This is a genomic window from Pseudomonas rhizosphaerae, from assembly GCF_000761155.1.
GTDB classification, from domain to species: Bacteria; Pseudomonadota; Gammaproteobacteria; order Pseudomonadales; family Pseudomonadaceae; genus Aquipseudomonas; species Aquipseudomonas rhizosphaerae.
The window spans coordinates 4,038,991-4,059,601 of the sequence record NZ_CP009533.1 but is presented as its reverse complement, the minus strand read 5'-3'; the positions used below and the strand labels follow the sequence as shown (position 1 = coordinate 4,059,601).

Sequence of the window (20,611 nt, the reverse complement as noted above, 5' to 3'; positions counted from 1 at the left end):
GAAGATTGCAATGAAACGAACTGTATTCGTAGTCGCGTTGTTCGCCGTGCTGCTGCAAGGATGTGTGTTTTCCCCCGGGCAACACATGACGCCCGAGGATGCCGCCGACGAGATCGGCGAAACCGGACCGGTCACGGTCCTGCCGATCAACGCGCAGACCGTCGCCCAGCATCAGAGCCTGTACCGGCCCGAACCCGTGCCTGCAGCACTGTATGGCTACAAGCCGGGCGACTACCGCATCGGCGCCGGCGATGGGCTGCAGATCACGGTCTGGGACCACGTCGAACTGAACTCGCCGACCAACCAGGAACCGCGTGCCCAGGGCACGCAGATCGTGCGCAACGACGGCACCGTGTACTACCCGTTCATCAACTCCATCCAGGCCGAAGGCAAGACCGTCAGCGAGCTGCGCAACGACCTGCAGCGCGCCTTGTCGCGCTACCTGACCGACACCCAGGTGGACGTCAACGTGCAGAACTACGCCAGCCAGCGCGTGGTGTTTTCCGGCTCGTTCAAGAACGCCGGTCCCCAGGTGCTGAACAACGTGCCGCTGTCGCTGATCGAAGCGGTCAGCCGCGCTGGTGGCGATGATGGCAGCGGCAACCTGGCCGGCCTGATCCTCAAGCGCGACGGCCATGAGTACCTGCTCGACATCGACACCCTGAACCGCAAGGATTCCAAGCTCAACGGCATCTACCTGAAGAACGGCGACCAACTGCACCTGGGCAACAACCGGGCGAACAAGGTCTACGTACTCGGCGAAGTCAATTCGCCCCAGGTGATGACCTATGGCACCAGCACCTTCACCCTGCTCGAAGCACTGGGCAATGCCGGCGGCCTGGCCCAGGAAACCGCCAACGCCGAAGCCATCTACGTGATTCGCGGCGCTCAGGATCGCTCCAAGCAACCCGCCACCGTGTTCTACCTCAATGCCAAGAAGCCGACCGCTTTCCTGCTCGCCCGCCAGTTCGACCTGCAGGCTTCGGACGTGGTGTTCGTCGGGCCTTCGGACATCACCCGCTGGAACCGCTTCATCAGCCAGCTGCTGCCGTCGGCCACTGTCGTGGCGACCGGCAATGCACTGGGTCAGTGATCTGACCTGAAGCGGCACTGAACGCTTGGGCAAGACTTCCACTCCAAGTCTTGCCCGGGCGCTCATTGCCAGCGTTTCGCGTCGACGGGTATTCGAATCATCTGCCCAAACCAGGAATTCCCATGACTGACCCACGCAACGTCGCCCACGACAAGAAAGTCCAGCAGGAAAAGAAGAACAACGGCGAAGAGATCGCACCCAACGCCGAGCACGCGCCACAGCCAGGCATGAAGCCGGCGCTCAAGCACGACGATGAGCAGCAGGGCGAGCAGGATGACAAGGCTTGAGCCAAGCGTCGACCTGAGCTGATCACCACTGCCTGGCGGCGCTGACCTGCGTCAGTGGCCGCCACAGTGCGTCTGAAGATGTGCATTTCTCCGCAATCCGTGAAAAAGCCTGTTTCGCATGTTCAATCCCTGTGCGAACGGCTCCCCCGCCTACCTGCAAATCCGCTACGATTACGCCCTACAGCCTGACCGCTCAAAGGGAATTGACATGCCTCAACCTTCACTGCCGGCCGCCGAACATGTGGTGCTGGACAACGGCCTGCACGTGCGCCTGCATCATGAGCCGCGCCTCAAACGTGCCGCCGCCTTCATGCGCGTTGCCGCAGGCAGCCATGACGTACCTGCAGCCTGGCCAGGCCTGGCCCACTTCCTCGAACACCTGTTCTTCCTCGGCACCGAACGCCACAGTGGCGACCATGGGCTGATGGCCTTCGTGCAGAACCACGGCGGACAGATCAACGCCAGTACCCGCGAGCGCTGCACCGACTATTTCTTCGAGGTACCGGTAAGTGCTTTCGCCGGCGCGCTGGAACGCCTGTGCGACATGCTCGGCCATCCACGCATGACCCAGGCCGAGCAACTGCGCGAGCGCGAAGTGCTGCACGCCGAGTTCGTCGCCTGGTCGCGCGACCCCGAGGCCCGTCACCAGCAATGGCTGACCAGTGCGCTGGACGCCGAACATCCGTTGCTCGCCTTCCACGCCGGCAACCGCTACAGCCTGCCGGTGCCGCGTGATTCGTTCCAGCAGGACCTGCGCAGCTTCTACCGGCGCTTCTACCAGACCGGGCAGATGACCCTTTGCCTGGTGGGCCCGCAACCGCTGGAGCAACTGCGCGCCATGGCGCAGAAAGCGGCTGGCGCACTGCGCCCCGGCGACACGGCTGAACAGATCGCCCCGCCGCCCTTGGTGGGCACGCCGGGGGAAGCGGTCGAGCGTCCGGACAACAGCCGTTTCAACCTGCTGTTCGCCTGCGAGAACCTGCCTCGCAGTGCCGACCAGGCGCTGGAGTTCCTCGCTACCTGGCTGGGCGCCAGCCAGCACGGCGGCTTGCTGGCCGAGCTGCGCCGTCGGCAACTGGTGCAGACCCTGGAACTGAGCACCTTCTATACCTTCGCCGACCAGGCGCTGATCAACATCGAATTCAAGCTCACCCCGGCAGGCGAAGCGGCCACGGCGCTGATCAGCCAACTGTGCTTCGACTGGCTGGAATTTTTCCAGGCCCACGACGACTGGCAAGGCCTGCGCGAGGAATTCCGCCTGCTCAACGAGCGCCGCTTGCAGGTTGCCAGCGCATTGGAACTGGCCCGTCACCACAGCGACGACACCCCTTGCGAGTTGAGCCGACAGGCCTTGCAGGCGCTGCGCGAGATTCTCGAACAGCTGCGGCCCGAGCACTTGCTTCACCCCGTGGCGCCTGGTCCGGAACGCGACCTGGCCGGCCGCTGGCGCTTGCCGCCGCGCAACCGCTTCCTGCGCCCCAGCCGACGTCCGGATCACCCCGTGGCCGACCCACAAGGCCTGGCCTACTGGGACGGCGCTTCGGCGCACAGCCACGAAGCCGCCCTGTACTTGCGCTGGCGCGTTTATGCCTCGCGCCACCAAGGGCTGTTCCGCACCCTGCAGGACAGCCTGCGCAAACTCACCGAAGAAGCCCGCCAGGCCGGCGTGCAGATGGTCTTCAGCAGCCTGGGCGACGACTGGCAGCTCAAGCTCAGCGGCGTGCAGGCGCCGATCCCGGCGCTGCTGGAACAAGCCCTGGAGCTGCTGGCCATACCGGCCCCCGAGGTGTGGCATCAAGCCGGGCAGGAACCTTCGAGCGCAACGCTGACGCCTATCAAGGAGCTGCTCAAGCGGCTGCCCGACCACAGCCTGGGCTACTTCCATAGCCGTACGTCCGACGAAGACCTGCGCCCCCTGGCGCTGCAGAAGCTGTGGGGCGCCGCGCGCTGGGACGGCCTGGCGGTGGGTATGGACGACGGTGAACGCAGCGCATTGAACAATGCACTGCGCAAGATGCCCGGCACCGCCAGCCCGCACCTGGCGCAATCGCACCCGGCCCATTCGGGGCGCAGCTGGAGCCACGTGCCCTGCCAGTCCAGTGAACAGGCCTTGCTGTTATTCTGCCCGGCACCGAGCCAGAGCATCGCCGACGAAGCGGCCTGGCGCCTGCTGGCGCAGCTGTGCCAGACGCCCTTCTACCAGCGCCTGCGCGTCGAGTTGCAACTGGGCTACGCCGTGTTCAGCGGCCTGCGCCAGATGGCCGGGCGCACGGGTCTGGTGTTCGGTGTACAGTCCCCTCAAGCGCCACTGGCCGATATCCTGGGCCATGTGCAGGCGTTCATCGAAACCCTGCCGAACCTGATCGAAGCCTTGAAACCTGCCGCCCTGGAAACCCAGCGCGAAGAACTGGCCAGCCGTCACGAACGTTCGCAGATGGACCTGCTGCCCTTGGCCGAGCTGCTCTGGCAGGCCTGCCAGGCCGGCCATGGCGCCGACTACCTGAGCAACCTGCAGCGGGCGGTGCGCGAATTGCGTTCGAATGACCTGCAGCAGGCGGCCCAGCACCTGGCCAGTGGCACCGGTGGCTGGCTGTGCCTGGCCACAGGCCCTGCGTTAGAGCCTTCGTGGGTGCCGGCGCAGCGATCGTTACCGGGCAGGTAAGGGAGTTTCTCGAATAATTAACCGTGGACGGCTTTCTTATTTAGTAACATAGCGACCCAAGGAGCATTGAACGTCCTACGGTCGGGGCGGACTAATGCTACAAGCCCATCAACCTAGAAGGAGATCTCTTATGTGGACCAAACCTGCTTACACTGATCTGCGCATCGGCTTTGAAGTCACCATGTACTTCGCAAGCCGCTAAGCTTCAGTTGCAACGCAACGCCTCGGCCAGACAATGACCGGGGCGTTTTCATTTCCAGGCTTGATGCTGCGAGTTGTCCATGTATATCCAGATTCTCGGCTCCGCCGCCGGCGGCGGCTTTCCCCAGTGGAACTGCAACTGCGCCAATTGCAGTGGTTTTCGTGACGGCAGCCTGCGGGCCCACGCGCGTACGCAGTCGTCCATCGCCCTGTCCGACGACGGGGTGAACTGGGTGCTGTGCAACGCCTCGCCGGACATTCGCGCGCAATTGCAGAACTTTGCGCCGATGCAGCCGGGCCGGGCCCTGCGCGACACCGGGATCCAGGCCATCGTCCTGCTCGACAGCCAGATCGACCACACCACCGGCCTGCTCAGCCTGCGTGAAGGCTGCCCGCACCAAGTGTGGTGTACCGACATGGTGCATCAGGACCTGAGCACCGGCTTTCCGTTGTTCAACATGCTCAGCCACTGGAATGGCGGGCTGGACTGGCAACGCATCGAGCTTGAGGGCAGTTTCGTGATTCCGGCCTGCCCGCACCTGCGTTTCACCCCGCTGCCGCTGCGCAGCGCTGCGCCGCCCTACTCGCCGCACCGCTTCGACCCGCATCCGGGTGACAACCTGGGCTTGATCGTGGAAGACACCCGTACCGGTGGCACGCTGTTCTATGCGCCCGGCCTGGGCCAGGTGGACGATGCCCTGCTCGAACGCATGGCCGGCGCGGATTGTCTGTTGGTAGACGGCACGCTCTGGGACGACGATGAAATGCAGCGACGCGGCGTCGGTACCCGCACCGGCCGGGAAATGGGCCACCTGGCGCAGAACGGCCCCGGTGGCATGCTGGAAGTGCTGGAAGGCCTGCCGCGTCAGCGCAAGGTGCTGATCCACATCAACAACACCAACCCGATCCTGGACGAAGACTCGCCACAGCGGGCCGAACTGGCCAGGCGTAACGTCGAAGTGGCGTTCGATGGGATGAGCATCGAGTTGTAGCGGCGTGTCGGTGAGGGCGCTTTCGCGGGCAGAGACCCGCTCCCACAGGAATTACACCAAACCCTGTGGGAGCGGGTCTCTGCCCGCGAAGAGGCCGGCACTGACAACACATTCCCCGGGAGAACCGCAATGTCCGACACCCCCATGACCCCCACCGAGTTCGAGCAGGCCTTGCGTGCCAAGGGTGCGTATTACCACATCTACCACCCCTATCACGTGGCGATGTACGAAGGCCGCGCGACCCGCGAGCAGATCCAGGGCTGGGTCGCCAACCGTTTCTACTATCAGGTCAACATCCCCCTCAAGGATGCCGCGATTCTGGCCAACTGCCCGGACCGGGAAATCCGTCGCGAGTGGATCCAGCGCCTGCTCGACCACGACGGCGCCCCCGGCGAAGACGGCGGCATCGAAGCCTGGCTGCGCCTGGGCCAGGCCGTGGGCCTGGATCCCGACCAGTTGCGCTCCCAGGAGTTGGTCCTGCCCGGTGTGCGTTTCGCCGTGGACGCCTACGTCAACTTCGCGCGGCGGGCCAACTGGCAGGAAGCGGCGAGCAGTTCGCTGACCGAATTGTTCGCGCCGCAGATCCATCAGTCGCGCCTCGACAGCTGGCCCGCCCACTACCCGTGGATCGATCCGGCCGGCTACGAATACTTCCGTACTCGCCTGGGCCAGGCCCGGCGCGACGTGGAGCACGGCCTGAGCATCACCCTGCAGCACTACACGACGGTCGAAGGCCAGCAGCGTATGCTGGAAATTCTGCAGTTCAAGCTCGACATCCTGTGGAGCATGCTCGACGCCATGAGCATGGCCTACGAGCTGAACCGCCCGCCCTATCACAGCGTCACCGACCAGCGCGTCTGGCATAAGGGGATCGCCCTATGAGCTTCGATCGTCAACAAACTCCGCGCTGGCGCCAGGGTTACCGGTTCCAGTACGAGCCGGCCCAGAAAGGCCACGTGCTGCTCTACCCCGAGGGCATGATCAAGCTCAACGAAAGCGCCAGTGCCATCGGTGGCCTGATCGACGGCCAACGCAGCGTGGCCGACATCATTGCCGAGCTTGATGCGCAGTTCCCCGGTGTGCCCGAGTTGGCCATCGATATCGAGCAATTCATGGAGGTCGCCCGTGCACAGCACTGGATCGAACTTGCCCAGCCTGCCACCCACGCCTGAAATCGGCCTGCCGCTGTGGCTGCTGGCGGAGCTGACCTACCGGTGCCCGCTGCAATGCCCGTATTGCTCCAACCCCCTGGACTTCGCCGCCCAAGGCAAGGAACTGAGCACCGAGCAGTGGTTCAAGGTCATGGCCGAGGCGCGCGAGATGGGTGCGGCCCAGATCGGTTTCTCCGGCGGTGAGCCGCTGGTGCGCCAGGACCTCGCGCAACTGATCGGCGAAGCCCGGCGCCTGGGGTTCTACACCAACCTGATCACCTCGGGCATCGGCCTGACCGAACAGAAGATCGCCGACTTCAAGACCGCCGGCCTGGATCACATCCAGATCAGCTTTCAGGCCAGCGACGAGCAGGTCAACAATTTGCTGGCCGGCTCGAAGAAAGCTTTCGCGCAGAAGCTGGAAATGGCCCGTGCGGTGAAGGCCCACGGCTACCCGATGGTGCTGAACTTCGTCACCCATCGGCACAACATCGACAAGATCGACCGCATCATCGAGCTGTGCGTGGCCTTGGAAGCCGACTTCGTCGAACTCGCCACTTGCCAGTTCTACGGCTGGGCCGAGCTGAACCGTGCGGGCCTGCTGCCCACCCGTGAGCAATTGGTACGCGCCGAGCGCATCACCAACGAGTACCGCGCCAAGCTGGAAGCGGCCGGCAGTGCCTGCAAGCTGATCTTCGTCACACCCGACTACTACGAAGAGCGCCCCAAGGGCTGCATGAACGGTTGGGGCAGCATTTTCCTCACCGTGACCCCCGACGGCACCGCGCTGCCCTGCCACGGCGCGCGGCAGCTGCCCGTCGAGTTTCCCAACGTTCGCGATCACAGCCTGCAACACATCTGGTACGACTCTTTTGGTTTCAACCGTTTCCGCGGCTATGCTTGGATGCCCGAGCCGTGCCGCTCGTGCGACGAGAAAGAGAAGGATTTCGGTGGCTGCCGCTGCCAGGCTTTCATGCTGACCGGCGACGCTGCCAACGCCGATCCGGTGTGCAGCAAGTCGCCCCACCATGGCGTGATTCTGCGGGCTCGTGAAGAAGCGGAACATGCCACCCAGACGATCGAACAACTGGCCTTCCGCAATGACCGAAATTCACGCCTCATCGCCAAAGCATGACCGCTTCACGGCTTCGCAAGCCGTCGCCGCCGGGACCGATTTCGCCGAACTTCGCGTTGGCCCCGCCGGCGTGTTCTGGAACGAGTTCCGCCCCCAAGATGGCGCCTGCCGTGTGTGGACCGAGCAAAACGGCGTAGCGACGTGCCTGACGCCCGACGGTTACAGCGTGCGCAGCCGGGTCTATGAATACGGGGGTGGCTCGTTCTGCCTGGCGAACGATGAACTGGTGTTCGTCAACGAGGCCGACCAGCAGCTATACCGTCAGCCGGTGGCCGGTGGCCTGCCGCAGCCTTTGAGCTTCGGCCAGATGCGCTACGGGGGGCTGGAATATGCCGCAGGCCAGGTATTGGCGGTGGAGGAAGACGGCGACACCCATCGTCTGGTGGCCATCGACCTGGCCAGCGAGCGCCATCGCGTGCTGGCCGAAGGCGCCGACTTCTACGCATCACCGGCACTGAGCCCGGACGGTACTCGCCTGGCCTGGATCGAATGGGATCGGCCCCATCAACCCTGGACGCAAACGCGCCTGATGTGCAGCGAACTGGCGGCGGTGCCCGAGTGTGTAGCCAGTGGTTTCAGCCTGCAGCAGCCGCGCTTCGACGAACAGGGGCGGCTGTACGGCCTGTCCGACGCGCAGGGCTTCTGGCAACCCTGGGCCGAGGTCGGCGACGACTGGGCGCCACTGCCCGCCGCCCAGGCCGATCACGCTGCAGCCCCCTGGCAATTGGGTGCCTGCACCTGGTTGCCGACGAGCGACCAAGGCTACCTGAGCAGTTGGTTCGAAGCAGGCTTCGGCCGTCTGGGCCTGTGCGATGGGCAGGGCCAGTGCGTGGACTACACCGGCGAGTACACGCGCTTTCGTGCACTGGCCATGGACGCCGACCACCTCTACGCCATCGCCGGCTCGCCCCTGCAGCCATCGGCGGTGATCGCCATCGACCGCCACGACCACAGCGTACGTACCCTGGCCGGTGGCTACTCGCCTTTGCCGGCCGAGCAGGTCAGCCTGCCGCACCCGCTCAGCTACCCCAGCGGCGGCGAACAGGCCCACGGTTTCTTCTACGCCGCACACAGCGACGAGCGCCATCCGCCGCTGGTGGTGTTCATCCACGGCGGACCGACGTCGGCGTGCTATCCGGTCTTCGATCCACGTATCCAGTACTGGACGCAGCGCGGTTTCGCCGTCGCCGATCTCAACTATCGCGGCAGCAGCAACCATGGCCGCGCCTATCGCCATGCCCTGCATCTGCGCTGGGGCGAAAGCGACGTGCAGGATGCCTGTGCCGTAGTCGAGTATCTGGCTGCGCAAGGCCGCATCGATGCGCAGCGCGCATTCGTGCGCGGCGGTAGTGCGGGTGGCTATACGGTGTTGTGTGCACTGGCGTTCGCCAAAGTATTCCGCGCTGGCGCCAGCCAGTACGGCGTCAGCGATCCGGCTGCCCTGGGGCGGGTCACGCACAAGTTCGAAAACGACTACCTGGACTGGCTGATCGGCGACCCGGGCATCGACCACCAACGCTACGCGGACCGCACACCGCTGCTGCATGCGGACCGAATCACTGCACCGGTGATCTTCTTTCAAGGGGAATTGGACGTGGTGGTCGTCCCGCAGCAGACCCGCGACATGGTCGCCGCGTTGCAGGCCAATGGGGTGCCCGTCGAGGCGCATTACTATGCCGAAGAGCGGCATGGCTTTCGCAACGCCGCGAACCTTGCCCATGCCCTGGAAAAGGAATGGCAGTTCTACCTGCAGGTCATGCAGCAAGAAGATCGCGGACTGGTCGACCTGCTGTAAACGCGCCCAGGTGCGCTCGTCAGGCAGACGAGCGCACCTGGGCAGGCCTTGTTACTTTCTGCTGGCGATGATGTACACGGCATGAATGATGCCAGGAATGTAGCCCAGCAGCGTCAGTATGATGTTGAGCCAGAAAGCCCCACCGAAGCCCACTTGCATGAACACGCCAACGGGTGGCAGGAGGATGGCGAAAATATAGCGAATCAGGTCCATGGTGCAGCTCCTTGAGGTCGATGCATAACAGACCTCGGGTAAAGTCCGGCGTTCCACGGCCATGTGTGTCAGCGTGGTGCTAGAGCCGGGCGTCGAGCGCGTCGAGCAGACGCTTCAAGGCGCCTTGGTTGGCACGCATGACCGCGAGTCCGGCCTGCCCGCTGTGCACGGCATCACGCGGCAGCTCTATCCACTGTCGCACCGCCGTCGCCAGGCCCTGGGCGTCGTCGACTTCGATCAAGGCTCCGGCCTTGCGCATCATGGCTGCGATTTCGAGAAAATTGAACATGTGCGGTCCACTCAGCACCGGCTTGGCCAGTGCCGCAGGCTCCAGCGGGTTGTGCCCGCCGTTGGCCACCAGGCTGCCGCCGACGAACGCGATGTCCGCCAGGGCATAGAGAAACAGCAACTCGCCCATGGTATCGCCCAGTAGCACCTGGGTTGCTGCCGTGACCGGCTGATCGAGCGAGCGCTGCACCGTGGTGAAACCCTGGGCCTTGCACAACGCATGCATCGAAGCGAAACGCTCCTGGTGCCGCGGGACCAGAATCAACAGCGCATCGCCATGGCTGGCCAGCAGCTGCCGATGGGCGGCCAATATCACTTCATCTTCACCCTCGTGGGTACTCGCGGCGATCCAGACCGGACGCTCGCAGGCCTGCCATTGCTCGCGCAACTGGGCGGCGCGGGCCGGCACCGTTGGGTCTACGTTGAGATCGAACTTGATCGAGCCCGTCACCTGCACGCACTCGGCACGTGCTCCCAAGGCCAGGAAACGCTGCGCTTCGGTTTCGGTCTGTACCGCCAGCAAGCTCATTTCCGCCAGCATTGGCGCGGTCAGCCGGGAGAAGCGCGCATAGCCCCTGGCCGAGCGCTCGGAGAGGCGGCCGTTGGCCAGCGCCACCGGGATGCCGCGCCGGGCGCACTGGTGAATATGGTTGGGCCACAGTTCGGTTTCGATGATCACGGCCAGGCGCGGCCGCACATGGTCGAGAAAGCGGCCGGATGCCCACGGCAGGTCGTACGGCAGGTAGCAATGCTGGATACGCGGCTCGCCGGCGAACAGCGCCTGGATGCGCTCCGACCCGGTCGGGGTCATGCAGGTCACGGTGATGGGCAGCTCGGGATGGCGCAGCAGCAACTGGCGGATCATGGGTGCGGCGGCAATGCTTTCGCCCACCGACACGGCATGCACCCAGATACCCCCCGGCTGCATCGCCGGCAGGCGGTAGGCGAAACGCTCGCCCAGGCGCTGCCCATAGGCTGGCGCCTTGCGCGCGCGCAACCATAGACGCACGGCCAGCAACGGCAGCCCCAGGTGAAACAGCAAGGTGTAGAGAGTTCTGTTCATGGCGGCGAAGTGTACTCAGGTCATGATGCTTGACCAAGTGCCCGCCGCAACCCTGCGAACCGATTGCCCGGTGGTCGCTTGAAATGGACGAACCCGCGCCGGCCACGCATCGCCTAGAATGCCTGCATCGAACAGGAGCCCTACATGAACGCCTACGTTTTTCTTGCCATCGCCATCTGCGCCGAAGTGATCGCCACCGTGTCCATGAAGGCCGTCAAGGGCCTGAGCACACCGCTGCCGTTGATCCTGGTGGTGGTCGGCTATGGCATCGCCTTCTGGATGCTGACCCTGGTGGTGCGCACCGTGCCGGTGGGCATCGCCTACGCCATCTGGGCAGGCATGGGCATCGTCATGGTCAGCATCGCCGCCCTGTTCATCTACGGGCAGAAGCTCGACCTGCCGGCCATGCTCGGTATGGCGCTGATCGTGCTGGGCGTGGTGGTGATCCAGCTGTTCTCGAAAACCACCGGGCACTGAGGCTGTATACTGCCCCGCCTGTCCAAGCCTGCGAGGTCTGCAATGCCGTCTGAACTGTCCACTGATATCGTCATCGTCGGCGCCGGGGTTGCCGGGCTCTGGCTCAATGCGCGGTTGCGCGCCCTGGGCTATTCGACGGTGCTGGTGGAGAACGCACGCCTGGGCGGCGGGCAGACGTTCAAGGCCCAGGGGATCATTCACGGCGGTGCCAAATACGCCCTGCACGGTGCGCTGACGGGCGCTTCCGAGGCGATTGCCGACATGCCCCGCCGCTGGCGCGAAGCACTGGCTGGCCAGGGCGAACTGGACCTTTCGGGCGTGCGCCTGCTGTCCGAGGCGCATTACCTGTGGTCGCCGGGCACCCTGGCCGGCAACCTCACCAGTTTCTTCGCCAGCAAGGCCGTGCGCGGCCGGGTCGATCAGGTCAAGGGCGAGCAACTGCCACCTGCCCTGCAGGACCGCGCCTTCAAGGGCAAGGTCTACCGCTTGGCCGAGCTGGTGGTCGATGTGCCCAGCCTGGTCGCTCGGCTGGCCGAGTTGGCCGGCGATGGGCTGCTGGCAGGCGAGCGTGTCGAGCCACTGTATGAGCATGACCAGAACCGGCTGGCCGGGCTGATCGTCGACGGCCGGGTGATTCGCGCCCAGCGCGTAGTGCTCAGCGCCGGCGAAGGCATCCAGGCCCTGCTGGCGGAACTGGGCGTCGAACAACCCACGATGCAGCGGCGGCCCCTGCACATGGTGCTGGCCAAGGGCGCCAACCTGAAACCGCTGTACGCTCATTGCCTGGGCGGCGGGCCGAAGCCGCGCATCACCGTCACCACCCATCCGGGAGCCGACGGCCAATGGGTCTGGTACTTGGGGGGCGAGATCGCCGAAGCCGATGGTGTGGCCCGCGATCCTGCGCAGCAGATCGCGGCTGCCCAGAAGGAAATCGCTCACCTGCTGCCATGGGTCGATCAAAGCCAGCTGCGCTGGGCCACCTTGCGCGTCAATCGCGCCGAGCCGGCCCAGTCCGGGCTGGTGCGTCCGGACAACGCCTTTCTGGCCGACCAACCTGGCTTGCTGGTGGGCTGGCCGACCAAGCTGGCCCTGGCGCCGGATTTCGCCGACCGCGTCATCGGCGCCCTGCAACGCGATGGCATCGCACCGCACAGCCATGCGCCCTTGCCCGAGCTGCCCAAACCAGCCCTGGCCACACCTGTCTGGGATGAACTGCTGCCATGAGCCTGCCGACCCTGCACGACCTGCACCGCCCGCTGGGCGACACCGGCCTGTGGGTCTCCCCCCTGGGCCTGGGCACGGTAAAGCTGGGCCGCGACCAGGGGGTGAAATACCCCAACGGTTTCACCATTCCCGACGACGACGCCGCACGCCTGTTGCTGGGCCAGGCGCGCCAGTTGGGCATCAACCTGATCGACACCGCGCCGGCCTATGGCATCAGCGAAGAACGTTTGGGGCCGCTGCTGCGCGGCCAGCGTCAGGATTGGGTGATCGTCAGCAAGGTCGGTGAAGAGTTCGAAGCGGGCCAATCACGCTTCGACTTCAGCGCCGAGCACACGCGGTTCTCGGTGGAGCGCAGTTTGAAACGCCTGGAAACAGACTTCATCGATCTGCTGCTGGTGCATTCGGACGGCAACGACCTGGATATTCTGCAAGGCTGTGAGGTGTACCAGACGTTGGCGGCGCTGAAGGCAGAAGGCAAGATTCGCGGCTTCGGCTTCTCTGGAAAAACCGTGCAGGGCGGGCTCAAAGCCTTGGAAACCGGGGACTGCGCCATGGTCACCTACAACCTGAGCGAGCAGTCCGAGCGCCCGGTGCTCGACTACGCGGCCGCCCACGGCAAGGCCATTCTGGTGAAGAAGGCGCTGGCCAGCGGCCATGCCTGCCTGGCACCTGGGGTCGACCCCGTGCGTGCCAGCTTCGAGTTGCTGTTCGCCCACCCAGGGGTGGCCAGTGCTATTGTCGGAACGATAAATCCGCTGCACCTGTCCCACAACGTAGCGACAGCCGCTGCCGTGCTACTCAGGAATTGACGCCGCCGACGCGGCCGACCCCGACGCAAGAAGGAGCCGTAATGCCGCGTACCCTGACACGAAAGAACCCAGGCAATTTCAAGACCCTGCCCCTTGCCGTCGACGCCACACCCGAAGCCCTGACCTATGAAGCCGTGGGCATGCCGTTGAATTTCGCCCAGACCCTGGAACGACGCAAACCGGTCGAGGTGAGTGACAGCGAACGCTTCCGCGTGGAACTGGCCAACCTCGGCGTCTCGGTCCGGCTGACCTTGAACTGGCGCGGTCGCGATTATTGGGTGCTGGTGCGCCAGCGCCGCGAAGACCGCGGCGACGTGGTGCTCAAGCTGATTTCCGGCTACGTGCCGGCCCATGAGGTGAACCTGCCGCTGCACACGGCCATTCAGGAGATTGCCGAAGAGTGTTTGCTGGAAACCTCGGAAGGCTGGCTGGGCGGGCGTTTCAATGACACCTGGCTGCCGACGCCGTATGACCAGGCCTTGCGCTATACAGAAGCCCTGCCCTTTCGCTTGAGCACCCGCTCGGGCGCAGCGCGGCCCGTGAAATGCGGCAGCTTGAACCTGATCGAGCGGCCTCGGGCGTATGTGCATGTGCCAACGGCGTCGTTGCAACTGGTGTACGACCTGCGCCTGGAGGTACCGCCACAGGCCAAGGCGCTGAGCCTGTTCCACGTCGAGGAACGGCTGGAAAAAGGGGAATTGATCACCCGCCTAAGCCGCAGCAAGCCTGACCTGTATCTGATTCCCTTGAAAGACGGGCAGCCGGTTGCCGAGCTGTACACCTTGAAGAAGGACAAGCTGCACGCCGCCAGCACACGGGGCGTTTACCTGGCCGAGAGTTTCGCCGCACAAGAGGGTTGGCTGGTCCGCGACGAACGCGTGCGCTGGCGCGATTGGGTGACGGAGAAAGGCCTGGTCGTACCGAAGAAACCGCGCACCAGCTTGCAGAAATTCAAGGTCAAGGCCCGGGTGCTGGTGCGCAAGGTGCGCAGTGGCCTGCACAAGTAAGCCTATTCTGTAGAACGGATCCCACAGGGCTTCGCGATCAGCGCATTTGCACCTGTGGGAGCGGTCCGTGGCCGCGAAAGCCGCACTGCGGTTCAATCGACACACCGCAGCGCCCATTCGCGGCCGATGACCGCTCCCACAGGGCTTCGCGATCAGCGCATTTGCACCCGTGGGAGCGGTCCGTGGCCGCGAAAGCCACACTGCGGTTCAATCGACACACCGCAGCGCCCATTCGCGGCCGATGACCGCTCCCACAGGGTTTCGCGATCAGCGCATCCGCCTCTGTGGGAGCGGTCCGTGGCCGCGAAAGCCGCACTGCGGTTCAATCGACACACCGCAGCGCCCATTCGCGGCCGATGACCGCTCCCACAGGGCTTCGCGATCAGCGCATTTGCACCCGTGGGAGCGGTCCGTGGCCGCGAAAGCCGCACTGCGGTTCAATCGACACACCGCAGCGCCCCATTCGCGGCCGATGACCGCTCCCACAGGATTTCGCGATCAGCGGCTGCGGATTTTCTCGACGATGGCGGTGGTCGAGCTGTTTTCCACCAGGCCCAAGACCTTCACCGTGCCGCCATAGGCGCTGACGATATCGGCGCCCACTACCTGTTCCACCGAATAATCGCCGCCCTTGACCAATACATCCGGGCGCACATGGGTCAGCAGGTTTTCCGGCGTGCCTTCGGCAAAGCTGATCACCCAATCCACCGCTCCCAGCCCGGCCAACACCGCCATGCGCCGGTCAACGCTGTTGATCGGCCGCCCTGGCCCTTTCAGGCGGCTCACCGAAGCATCGTCGTTGACCGCCACGATCAGACGGTCACCCTGAGCGCGGGCCTGTTCCAGGTACGTCACATGTCCCGCGTGCAGAATATCGAAACACCCATTGGTGAACACGATGCGCTCGTTGTGCGCCCGTGCATCGTCGATTGCCAGCAGCAACTGCTCAAGGCTCAACACCCCGCGCTCCGAGCCCTCTTCACGCTGGATGGCCCGGCGCAGTTCAGGCGCGCTGATCGCCGCGGTACCCAGCTTGCCGACCACAATGCCCGCCGCCAGGTTGGCCAGAGCCACGGCATGGGGCAGTTCTTCGCCCGCCGCGATGGCTGCCGCCAGCGTGGAGATCACCGTATCGCCGGCACCGGTCACATCGAACACTTCACGCGCCCGTGCAGGCAAGTGCAAGGCTGGATGCTCGGGGCGCAGCAGGGTCATGCCGTGTTCGCCACGGGTCACCAGCAGTGCGCCCAGCTCGAGGTCGCTCATCAGCGCAGCACCCTTGGCCACCAGCTCCGCTTCATCGGCGCACCCGCCGACGATGGTTTCGAATTCGCTGAGGTTGGGCGTGATCAGGCTGGCGCCGCGATAGATCGAGAAATCCTTGCCTTTGGGGTCCGCCAGCACAGGAATATTGCGCGCCCGCGCCGCCTGGATCAGCGCCTGGTGGTTCTTCAAAGCGCCTTTGCCGTAGTCCGACAGCACCAGCACCTTGACGCCTTTGAGCAGTGCGTCGACATCACCGGCCAGCGCAACCGGGTCGGTGGCGAACGCTTCTTCGAAGTCGATGCGCAACAGTTGTTGATGGCGGCTCATGACCCGCAGCTTGACGATGGTCGGCTGGTGGGCAATGCGCTGAAACACCGCAGTGACGCCGGCGGCCTTGAGGCTGTTGCCCAGGCTCTCGGCGGCTTCATCGGTCCCGGTCACGCCGACCAGAGAGGCCGGCGCACCCAGTGCAGCGATGTTCAGCGCAACGTTGGCAGCACCACCGGGACGGTCCTCGATCTGTTCGACCTTGACCACCGGCACCGGTGCTTCGGGGGAAATGCGCGAAGTACCGCCATGCCAGTAACGGTCGAGCATGACATCGCCGACCACCAATACAGGGGCCGATTCGAATCGCGGCATGGATAACTTCATGGGCAACCCACATACAAAATGAACAGGGCGGCGATATTAACACGCAAGCACCCGCTAGGCCCGCCCCCCTGTGGGAGCGGGGCTCTGCCCGCGAAGAAGACGGCGCGGTATGGCAGGCAGATCGCGGTGAGGCCTTCGCGGGCAGAGACCCGCTCCCACACACCAGATGCCGTGCCACGCCCCCCCTGTGGGAGCGGGCTCTGCCCGCGAAGAAGGCGGCGCGGTATGGCAGGCAGATCGCAGTGAGGCCTTCGCGGGCAGAGACCTGCTCCCACAGCCTGCTCCCACACACCAGATGCCGTGCCCTGCACCGCAGCACAAACAGGGGGTCAGGTGATGTCGGTCTTTGCCGGCTCGTCCAGGCCCATGGCGTGCAGTCTGGCGTAATAGCCGTTCTGCGCCAGCAGCTGCGCGTGGGTGCCGCGCTCGACGATGCGGCCCTGGTCCATCACCAGAATCTGGTCGGCCTTTTCAATGGTCGACAGTCGGTGCGCAATCACCACCGTGGTGCGCCCCTTCATGACATGGTCCAGCGCCGCCTGGATATGCCGTTCCGACTCGGTGTCGAGCGCCGAAGTCGCTTCGTCGAGAATCAGCACAGGCGCATTCTTGAGCAAGGCCCGGGCGATCGCCAAGCGCTGACGTTGGCCACCGGACAACAGCACGCCGTTCTCACCCACCTGCGTGTCGAACCCCTCGGGCAGACGATCGACGAATTCCTTGGCATAGGCGTCGGTGGCGGCCGCCACTACGTCCTCGCGCGGCGCGCCGGCCAGATCACCGTAGGCAATGTTATTGGCCACGCTGTCGTTGAACAACGTCACGCTCTGGGTGACCAGCGCGATGTGCCGACGCAGATTACGCAGTTGGTAGTCGGCGATTTCCACGCCATCGAGCAGCACTTCGCCTTCGTTGTGGTGATAGAAGCGTGGAATAAGCCCGGCCAGGGTCGACTTGCCGCTGCCTGAGCGACCTACCAGAGCAATCATCTGCCCAGGCTTGGCGGTGAAGTTGATGTCGCTGAGCACCTGGCGATCGGTACCGGGGTAGGTGAAGTTCAGGTTGCGCACTTCCAGCAGGCCACTGACCCGCTCGCGCTCCACCGTGCCGGTGTCCAGCTCGGGGGCCACGTCCAACTGCTCGAAGATGCTTTCCGCGCCGGCAACGCCTTTCTGCACCGTGGAGCTGACTTCCGAGAGCTGACGGATCGGCTTGGGCAGCAGACCGGCCGCGGTGATGTAGGCCACCAGGTCACCGGCGGTGGCGTCGCCACGCATGTACAGCACCAGAAACATCAGCACGGCCATGGCGGTGTAGATCACCAGCTGCAACATCGGCGTGTAGATGGCGCCGGTCTTGGTCATGCGCAGTTGCTTATCGGTGTTGCCCTGGCTGGCTTTGGCGAAACGAGTCTGCTCGTAGCCTTCGCCGCCGAAGCTGCGGACCACGCGGTAGCCCTGGATGGTCTCGGACGCCACGTGGGTCACGTCGCCCATGGCGACCTGAATCTTCTTGCTCTGCTTGCGAAATTTCTTGCTGGTGCTGCCGACCATGACCGCAATCAGCGGCAGGATGGCGAGCATCACCAAGGTCAGTTGCCAGTTCATCCAGATCAGGTAGATGAACAGGAACACCACCGTCAGGCCTTCGCGGATCACCACCTTGATGGCATCGGTCGCAGCGCCGGTGACCATGGTCACGTTGAAGGTGATGCGCGAGATCAGGTGGCCGGAGTTGTGCGTGTCGAAGTAGCGGTTGGGCAGCACCAGCAACTTGTTGAACAGCTCCACGCGCAAGTCGTGGACCAGGCCCAGCGATACCTTGGCCAGGAAGTAGTTGCCCAGGTAGGAACCCAGGCCCTGCCAGGCGGCGATCAGCACGATCAGGATCGGCACCGCCTGCAGCAGTTGCAGGTCGCGCAGGTAGGGCACGTTGGGGAACAACACCGCTTCGGGATTGCTCAGGCCGTCGACGAAGTACTTCAGGATCCCGGCCAGCATGGGCTGGGTAGAGGCGAAGATCACGAAACCTATGATACTGATCAGGAACATGCCCACGTAGGGGCGAACGTAGCTGAGCAGTCGCAAATAGATTTTCAGGCTTGAATCCTGTTCCGCTGGGCGCGGTGAATCACTCATCGTCTAACTCACTGTTGGCGTAGAACGGGAATTTTATCACAGGGGCCCGTAGGAGCGGTCCGTGGCCGCGAAGGGCAGGCCCGCGGCCTGCCTGACTCCTGCAATCCCACTGTGGGAGCGGCCAGCGGCCGCGAAAGGCGCGCCGTGGTTTGCCTGACACACCGCAGTGCCTGGTTCGCGGCCAATGACCGCTCCTACAGAAACACTGCCCCGTAGGAGCGGTCCGTGGCCGCGAACCAGGCGCTGCGGTTGGCCTGGCGGTAGAACATGCCGGCGCTTTTGGGCATCATGCCACCCGCCCTCTTCAATCAAGGCCATATCACGATGCAATGCACCCGGCTCCCTCAGGCCGCTTTTGACACGCTGATCGCTGGCGCCAAGGTGTTGGAAGCCGACAGCCATGGCGCGAAAGTGTACCTGCTTGCAGACGGCAACATCCTCAAGCTTTTTCGCCGCAAACGCCTGTTTTCCTCGGCGCTGTTGCGCCCGTATTCGGCGCGTTTCATCGCCAATGCCCAGCGCCTCCAGCAGTTGGGCGTGCCAACCTTGAAAGTGCGGCAGCACTACCGCCTGGACAAGCCCGGCATGACCGCCGTGCTGTACGAACCCTTGCCCGGCAGGAACCTGCGCCAGTTGATGGACACCGCCGACTTCACCTGGCAACAGAGCCTGGAACCGCTGATCGCGATGATTCGCCGGTTGCACCGCTCGGGGGTGTATTTCCGCTCGCTGCATCTGGGCAACGTGATCGTCACGCCCGAAGGTGAATTGGGCCTGATCGACATGGCCGACATGAGTTTCACCCGTGGGCCTTTGTCCAAGCGCTTGATCAAGCGCAATCTGGAACATTTTTCCCGCTACCTGGAGCGTGAGCAACTGACAGCCTGCTTCCCCCTGGCGGAATTGAACAGGGCATTGCTCAAGTAGCATAACCTCCTCGTTATTGCCGCCGCGGTGTGTCCGATCCTGCGCAGTGCGGCCGGACGCGGCTTGCGCCGCTGCTACAGGGATCCCGGCGCCTGGCACAAGGCGAAATGACGGGGGATCACAGCGCCTGGCACAACGCGCGATGGCGGGGATCACACGGTCTGGCACAACGCGGCATGGCGGGCGGCAAGGTATCTGTAGCAGCGGCGCGAGCCGCGTCGGCGGTACAGGTGATGGGCCTGTAGGAACGCGATGCAAATGGCTTTTTTAGATGGAAAGGGCCAACCGCAGGCGTTGCCATACCGTCAGGGGCGGATGCGGCCGCAGCGCAGGCTGCATCGCCTGCACGATACGCTCGCCGATCCGGTCGAATCCGTATTCCCCTAATACCAGCGCCTGTCCGGCCGCTGCAATGCGCTCGGCCAGTGCCGGCTCGCGGCGCAGCTGGGCCAGCTTGGCCTGTAAGGTTTCGACGCTGTCGTACAACACCACCGTGCGCATGTCCGCGAACCCCAGCGCGCGGTTTTCCGCCTCGCCCTGGTCGAAGGTGAACAGCACGCAGCCACAGGCCATCGCTTCGAAGTTCTTGATCATGTATTCGCCCATGCCCACATCGGCACTGACGAAAAACCGAATACGGTTCAGCGTATCGCCATACTCCTGGCCGCTGTTGGTCCGCGTCACCAGCAAAGGCTCCACCTGGCCAATGGCATCGAGCATCTGCTTGCGGCCACTGTAGGCCACACTCTTGGTACTGCCCACGAACGCCAGTTCGATATCACGCTCGCGGGTCTGCGGCGTCAACAAAGCCTGGTCGTAACCCTTGGGCACGAAGCACGCATCGAAGCCCTCGGCGCGCAACCGCTCGCTGACCATGAACCCCGAGCTGATCACCCGCACCCAAGGCAACTGCCGGTAGTGCGCACTGAACTTGCCGGTGTACTTGCAGGGGATGTAGTTCTGGTAGGCGTCATGCTCCAGAATCACCAGGTTGGGCACCGAACGAATGAATGCCACCTGGCGAATTTCCTGCTTGAAGCGCAGGAAGAACAGAATGCGGTCGTATTGGCTCACGTCCACCTGCTGCTTGAAATACTGCTTCAGATTGCGCTGCTCGGCGCTGTTCAGCCAGCGCAGGTCGCACTGGCAATGCGCGGCGATGCCGTCATACAGACGATCGAGAATGGCGCGCTGCTCTTTCTGCACCAGGAACAGAACTTTCATCATTG

19 protein-coding genes are annotated in these 20,611 nt (G+C 64.2%); 14 read left to right on the top strand and 5 right to left on the bottom strand.

Annotated elements, in window-relative coordinates:
• Positions 1 to 10 precede the first annotated feature (10 nt).
• From LT40_RS17865 to LT40_RS17835, 9 genes are all read left to right on the top strand, one after another.
• Positions 11 to 1,093 (top strand): polysaccharide biosynthesis/export family protein, encoded by a 1,083-nt coding sequence (locus LT40_RS17865; RefSeq protein WP_043192437.1) that lies wholly within the window; start codon positions 11 to 13, stop codon positions 1,091 to 1,093.
• Positions 1,094 to 1,215: 122 nt separating this feature from the next.
• On the top strand, positions 1,216 to 1,380 hold the full coding sequence (locus LT40_RS21765; protein WP_148308579.1) for a hypothetical protein: 165 nt from the start codon (positions 1,216 to 1,218) through the stop codon (positions 1,378 to 1,380).
• A 208-nt stretch (positions 1,381 to 1,588) separates the two neighbouring features.
• Positions 1,589 to 4,042, top strand: a complete 2,454-nt coding sequence (gene pqqF / locus LT40_RS17860; RefSeq protein WP_043192436.1) for a pyrroloquinoline quinone biosynthesis protein PqqF — start codon at positions 1,589 to 1,591, stop codon at positions 4,040 to 4,042.
• A 130-nt stretch (positions 4,043 to 4,172) separates the two neighbouring features.
• The gene (gene pqqA / locus LT40_RS21430; RefSeq protein ID WP_008365141.1) at positions 4,173 to 4,244 is read left to right on the top strand and encodes a pyrroloquinoline quinone precursor peptide PqqA; all 72 of its coding nucleotides are present in this window, start codon (positions 4,173 to 4,175) and stop codon (positions 4,242 to 4,244) included.
• 79 nt (positions 4,245 to 4,323) lie between these two features.
• Positions 4,324 to 5,235, top strand: coding sequence for a pyrroloquinoline quinone biosynthesis protein PqqB (gene pqqB, locus LT40_RS17855; RefSeq protein ID WP_043192435.1), 912 nt, complete (start codon positions 4,324 to 4,326; stop codon positions 5,233 to 5,235).
• Between the two features lie 129 nt (positions 5,236 to 5,364).
• Positions 5,365 to 6,117 carry a pyrroloquinoline-quinone synthase PqqC gene (gene pqqC / locus LT40_RS17850; protein ID WP_043192434.1) on the top strand — a complete coding sequence of 251 codons (753 nt, stop codon included), beginning with the start codon at positions 5,365 to 5,367 and terminating at the stop codon, positions 6,115 to 6,117.
• Positions 6,114 to 6,407, top strand: coding sequence for a pyrroloquinoline quinone biosynthesis peptide chaperone PqqD (gene pqqD, locus LT40_RS17845; RefSeq protein ID WP_043192433.1), 294 nt, complete (start codon positions 6,114 to 6,116; stop codon positions 6,405 to 6,407). Before pqqC ends, pqqD begins: the two co-directional genes overlap by 4 nt.
• Complete coding sequence (gene pqqE / locus LT40_RS17840) at positions 6,361 to 7,521, top strand: pyrroloquinoline quinone biosynthesis protein PqqE (protein ID WP_043192432.1); 1,161 nt, start codon at positions 6,361 to 6,363, stop codon at positions 7,519 to 7,521. The genes pqqD and pqqE overlap by 47 nt, the downstream gene beginning before the upstream one ends.
• Positions 7,487 to 9,316, top strand: a complete 1,830-nt coding sequence (locus LT40_RS17835; protein WP_043192431.1) for a S9 family peptidase — start codon at positions 7,487 to 7,489, stop codon at positions 9,314 to 9,316. Before pqqE ends, LT40_RS17835 begins: the two co-directional genes overlap by 35 nt.
• 51 nt (positions 9,317 to 9,367) lie before the next feature.
• Here the strand turns inward: LT40_RS17835 and LT40_RS21425 are convergent, their stop codons facing one another.
• Positions 9,368 to 9,529 carry a YqaE/Pmp3 family membrane protein gene (locus tag LT40_RS21425; protein ID WP_043192430.1) on the bottom strand — a complete coding sequence of 54 codons (162 nt, stop codon included), beginning with the start codon at positions 9,527 to 9,529 and terminating at the stop codon, positions 9,368 to 9,370.
• Between the two features lie 79 nt (positions 9,530 to 9,608).
• Positions 9,609 to 10,880, bottom strand: a complete 1,272-nt coding sequence (gene waaA / locus LT40_RS17825; RefSeq protein ID WP_043192429.1) for a lipid IV(A) 3-deoxy-D-manno-octulosonic acid transferase — start codon at positions 10,878 to 10,880, stop codon at positions 9,609 to 9,611.
• Positions 10,881 to 11,024: 144 nt separating this feature from the next.
• Here waaA and LT40_RS17820 point away from each other — a divergent pair, with 144 nt between their 5' ends.
• From LT40_RS17820 to LT40_RS17805, 4 genes are read left to right on the top strand one after another with little or no spacing between them, the layout of a single operon-like run.
• Positions 11,025 to 11,357 (top strand): DMT family transporter, encoded by a 333-nt coding sequence (locus LT40_RS17820; protein WP_043192428.1) that lies wholly within the window; start codon positions 11,025 to 11,027, stop codon positions 11,355 to 11,357.
• Between the two features lie 42 nt (positions 11,358 to 11,399).
• Positions 11,400 to 12,581, top strand: a complete 1,182-nt coding sequence (locus LT40_RS17815) for an NAD(P)/FAD-dependent oxidoreductase (RefSeq protein WP_043192427.1) — start codon at positions 11,400 to 11,402, stop codon at positions 12,579 to 12,581.
• Positions 12,578 to 13,390: an aldo/keto reductase gene (locus LT40_RS17810; protein WP_043192426.1), complete on the top strand. Its 813-nt coding sequence runs from the start codon at positions 12,578 to 12,580 to the stop codon at positions 13,388 to 13,390. The genes LT40_RS17815 and LT40_RS17810 overlap by 4 nt, the downstream gene beginning before the upstream one ends.
• Before the next feature lie 41 nt (positions 13,391 to 13,431).
• The gene (locus LT40_RS17805) at positions 13,432 to 14,397 is read left to right on the top strand and encodes a hypothetical protein (protein WP_043192425.1); all 966 of its coding nucleotides are present in this window, start codon (positions 13,432 to 13,434) and stop codon (positions 14,395 to 14,397) included.
• Positions 14,398 to 14,895: 498 nt separating this feature from the next.
• Here the strand turns inward: LT40_RS17805 and hldE are convergent, their stop codons facing one another.
• On the bottom strand, positions 14,896 to 16,317 hold the full coding sequence (gene hldE, locus LT40_RS17800; protein WP_043192424.1) for a bifunctional D-glycero-beta-D-manno-heptose-7-phosphate kinase/D-glycero-beta-D-manno-heptose 1-phosphate adenylyltransferase HldE: 1,422 nt from the start codon (positions 16,315 to 16,317) through the stop codon (positions 14,896 to 14,898).
• A 329-nt stretch (positions 16,318 to 16,646) separates the two neighbouring features.
• On the bottom strand, positions 16,647 to 18,455 hold the full coding sequence (gene msbA, locus LT40_RS17795) for a lipid A export permease/ATP-binding protein MsbA (RefSeq protein ID WP_043192423.1): 1,809 nt from the start codon (positions 18,453 to 18,455) through the stop codon (positions 16,647 to 16,649).
• A gap of 324 nt (positions 18,456 to 18,779) precedes the next feature.
• Here msbA and LT40_RS17790 point away from each other — a divergent pair, with 324 nt between their 5' ends.
• Positions 18,780 to 19,382, top strand: a complete 603-nt coding sequence (locus LT40_RS17790; RefSeq protein ID WP_043193808.1) for a lipopolysaccharide kinase InaA family protein — start codon at positions 18,780 to 18,782, stop codon at positions 19,380 to 19,382.
• Positions 19,383 to 19,649: 267 nt separating this feature from the next.
• On the opposite strand, the gene LT40_RS17785 is transcribed toward LT40_RS17790, so the two are convergent.
• Positions 19,650 to 20,606, bottom strand: coding sequence for a glycosyltransferase family protein (locus LT40_RS17785; RefSeq protein WP_043193807.1), 957 nt, complete (start codon positions 20,604 to 20,606; stop codon positions 19,650 to 19,652).
• Positions 20,607 to 20,611 lie beyond the last annotated feature (5 nt).

What these genes read in the sequence shown, in the direction of transcription:
- LT40_RS17865 (WP_043192437.1), top strand. Translation starts at nt 11, where the DNA reads ATGAAACGAACTGTATTCGTAGTCGCGTTGTTCGCCGTGCTGCTGCAA.
- LT40_RS21765 (WP_148308579.1), top strand. Translation starts at nt 1,216, where the DNA reads ATGACTGACCCACGCAACGTCGCCCACGACAAGAAAGTCCAGCAGGAA.
- pqqF (WP_043192436.1), top strand. Translation starts at nt 1,589, where the DNA reads ATGCCTCAACCTTCACTGCCGGCCGCCGAACATGTGGTGCTGGACAAC.
- pqqB (WP_043192435.1), top strand. Translation starts at nt 4,324, where the DNA reads ATGTATATCCAGATTCTCGGCTCCGCCGCCGGCGGCGGCTTTCCCCAG.
- pqqC (WP_043192434.1), top strand. Translation starts at nt 5,365, where the DNA reads ATGTCCGACACCCCCATGACCCCCACCGAGTTCGAGCAGGCCTTGCGT.
- pqqD (WP_043192433.1), top strand. Translation starts at nt 6,114, where the DNA reads ATGAGCTTCGATCGTCAACAAACTCCGCGCTGGCGCCAGGGTTACCGG.
- LT40_RS17835 (WP_043192431.1), top strand. Translation starts at nt 7,487, where the DNA reads ATGACCGAAATTCACGCCTCATCGCCAAAGCATGACCGCTTCACGGCT.
- LT40_RS21425 (WP_043192430.1), bottom strand. Translation starts at nt 9,529, where the DNA reads ATGGACCTGATTCGCTATATTTTCGCCATCCTCCTGCCACCCGTTGGC.
- waaA (WP_043192429.1), bottom strand. Translation starts at nt 10,880, where the DNA reads ATGAACAGAACTCTCTACACCTTGCTGTTTCACCTGGGGCTGCCGTTG.
- LT40_RS17820 (WP_043192428.1), top strand. Translation starts at nt 11,025, where the DNA reads ATGAACGCCTACGTTTTTCTTGCCATCGCCATCTGCGCCGAAGTGATC.
- LT40_RS17815 (WP_043192427.1), top strand. Translation starts at nt 11,400, where the DNA reads ATGCCGTCTGAACTGTCCACTGATATCGTCATCGTCGGCGCCGGGGTT.
- LT40_RS17810 (WP_043192426.1), top strand. Translation starts at nt 12,578, where the DNA reads ATGAGCCTGCCGACCCTGCACGACCTGCACCGCCCGCTGGGCGACACC.
- LT40_RS17805 (WP_043192425.1), top strand. Translation starts at nt 13,432, where the DNA reads ATGCCGCGTACCCTGACACGAAAGAACCCAGGCAATTTCAAGACCCTG.
- hldE (WP_043192424.1), bottom strand. Translation starts at nt 16,317, where the DNA reads ATGAAGTTATCCATGCCGCGATTCGAATCGGCCCCTGTATTGGTGGTC.
- msbA (WP_043192423.1), bottom strand. Translation starts at nt 18,455, where the DNA reads ATGAGTGATTCACCGCGCCCAGCGGAACAGGATTCAAGCCTGAAAATC.
- LT40_RS17790 (WP_043193808.1), top strand. Translation starts at nt 18,780, where the DNA reads ATGCAATGCACCCGGCTCCCTCAGGCCGCTTTTGACACGCTGATCGCT.
- LT40_RS17785 (WP_043193807.1), bottom strand. Translation starts at nt 20,606, where the DNA reads ATGAAAGTTCTGTTCCTGGTGCAGAAAGAGCAGCGCGCCATTCTCGAT.